1 protein-coding gene and 1 pseudogene are annotated in these 1,828 nt (G+C 34.5%); one reads left to right on the top strand and one right to left on the bottom strand.

The annotated features are described in order from the left end of the window. Nucleotides 1–124: pseudogene (locus AC1DTM_RS24900) on the bottom strand (DinB family protein); the annotation flags it as partial. A gap of 524 nt (nt 125–648) precedes the next feature. On the opposite strand from AC1DTM_RS24900, the gene secY reads away from it, so the two are divergent. Next, nucleotides 649–1,828, top strand: a 1,180-nt coding sequence (gene secY / locus AC1DTM_RS24895) for a preprotein translocase subunit SecY (protein ID WP_477001137.1), incomplete at its 3' end; no start/stop codon positions are given.

Below are 1,828 nucleotides of genomic sequence, written 5' to 3'. Positions count from 1 at the left end.
CTTGTGCTATACTCCATTTATCCTTATCTGGTTTTCTATTAAATTGAGCATCACTTAACAAAGTAATTTCCTCAAATAATTGATTTCTCGTTTCATAAAACTTGTCATTTACAAATGTATTCATGTGAATTCTCCTTTCATTAGAACCTACATACTTAGATTCCTACGTTAGAAATATTCTCTATAGAAAAAAGATTTTCCTTCACTACTATTTCAATCCAATCTTTTCTTGCTTTAATAGTTTCTCTAATTCACGACGAAATATATGAGTTTTCTCAACATCCTTGAGGTTTTCATCTGCTACAGCTACACCATAATACTTTCCACCGAATCCTTTCGATACAACTACGTAAAACGTTCCTAATTATCAATCTAGCATTAAGTAAATGTAAAAAATCACCCTATTTATTCATTTTTCATGCGTATGTATGTACATTTGTTAATTTATTCGATATATTATGGGTATTGAATGATTACGAAAAGATAATAGGTCGCTCGTATAACACCTTATATTTTTATATCCGTGAAAACTGCAAAATGTATGAAATTCCATTTGTCAAATGAATTTAATGCGGAAGGAGGTTTGTGGTTACTTCATCGGGATATAATAATCAGTTTTGAACTGATAAAAATACAGGAGGCGACATGATGTTTCGTACGATTTCAAACTTTATGAGAGTAGCTGAGATAAGAAACAAAATTCTTTTTACACTAGCGATGTTAATTGTTTTTCGAATTGGCACGTTTATTCCAGTTCCTCATACTAACGCAGAGGTATTAAAAGTACAAGATCAAGCCAACGTTTTAGGCATGCTGAACGTATTTGGCGGAGGAGCACTGCAACACTTCTCAATCTTTGCTGTAGGTATCACACCATATATTACGGCTTCCATCATTGTACAATTACTACAAATGGACGTTGTACCTAAATTTACAGAATGGGCAAAGCAAGGAGAAATGGGCCGTAAGAAGTCAGCTCAATTTACTCGATACTTTACAATCATTCTCGCATTCATACAATCCATCGGGATGTCTTATGGCTTTAATAATATAGCAGGCGGACAATTAATAACAGATCCAAGCTGGACTACATACTTATTTATTGCGACAGTTTTAACTGCTGGTACTGCATTTTTACTTTGGTTAGGTGAACAAATCACCGCTAATGGCGTTGGAAATGGTATATCGATGATTATCTTCGCAGGACTTGTTGCGGCGATTCCGAATGTTGCTAATCAAATTTATTTGCAACAATTTCAAAATGCAGGCGATCAATTATTCATGCACATAATAAAAATGGTTTTAATTGGACTCGTAATTTTAGCCATTGTCGTTGGTGTTATTTACATTCAACAAGCTGTTCGTAAAATACCGATTCAATATGCAAAAGCTGTATCAGGAAACAATCAATATCAAGGAGCAAAAAACACTCATTTACCTCTTAAAGTAAATAGTGCAGGTGTAATTCCTGTTATCTTTGCTTCTGCCTTTTTAATGACGCCKCGTACAATTGCGCAGCTCTTCCCTGATTCAAGCGTATCTAAATGGATAATTGCGAATCTTGATTTTGCACATCCATTTGGAATGACACTTTATGTAGGTCTTATCGTTGCTTTCACATATTTCTATGCGTTCATTCAAGTGAACCCTGAACAAATGGCTGAGAATTTGAAAAAGCAAAATGGATACGTACCTGGTATTCGTCCAGGTAAATCTACAGAACAGTATGTAACAAAAATTTTATATCGCTTAACATTTATCGGTGCCATTTTCTTAGGCGCAATTTCAATATTACCGCTCGTATTCACGAAAATCGCAACATTACCAC

It is taken from the genome of Bacillus sp. P4_D3, assembly GCF_056401855.1.
This window is presented reverse-complemented; position numbering and strand designations above follow the sequence as displayed.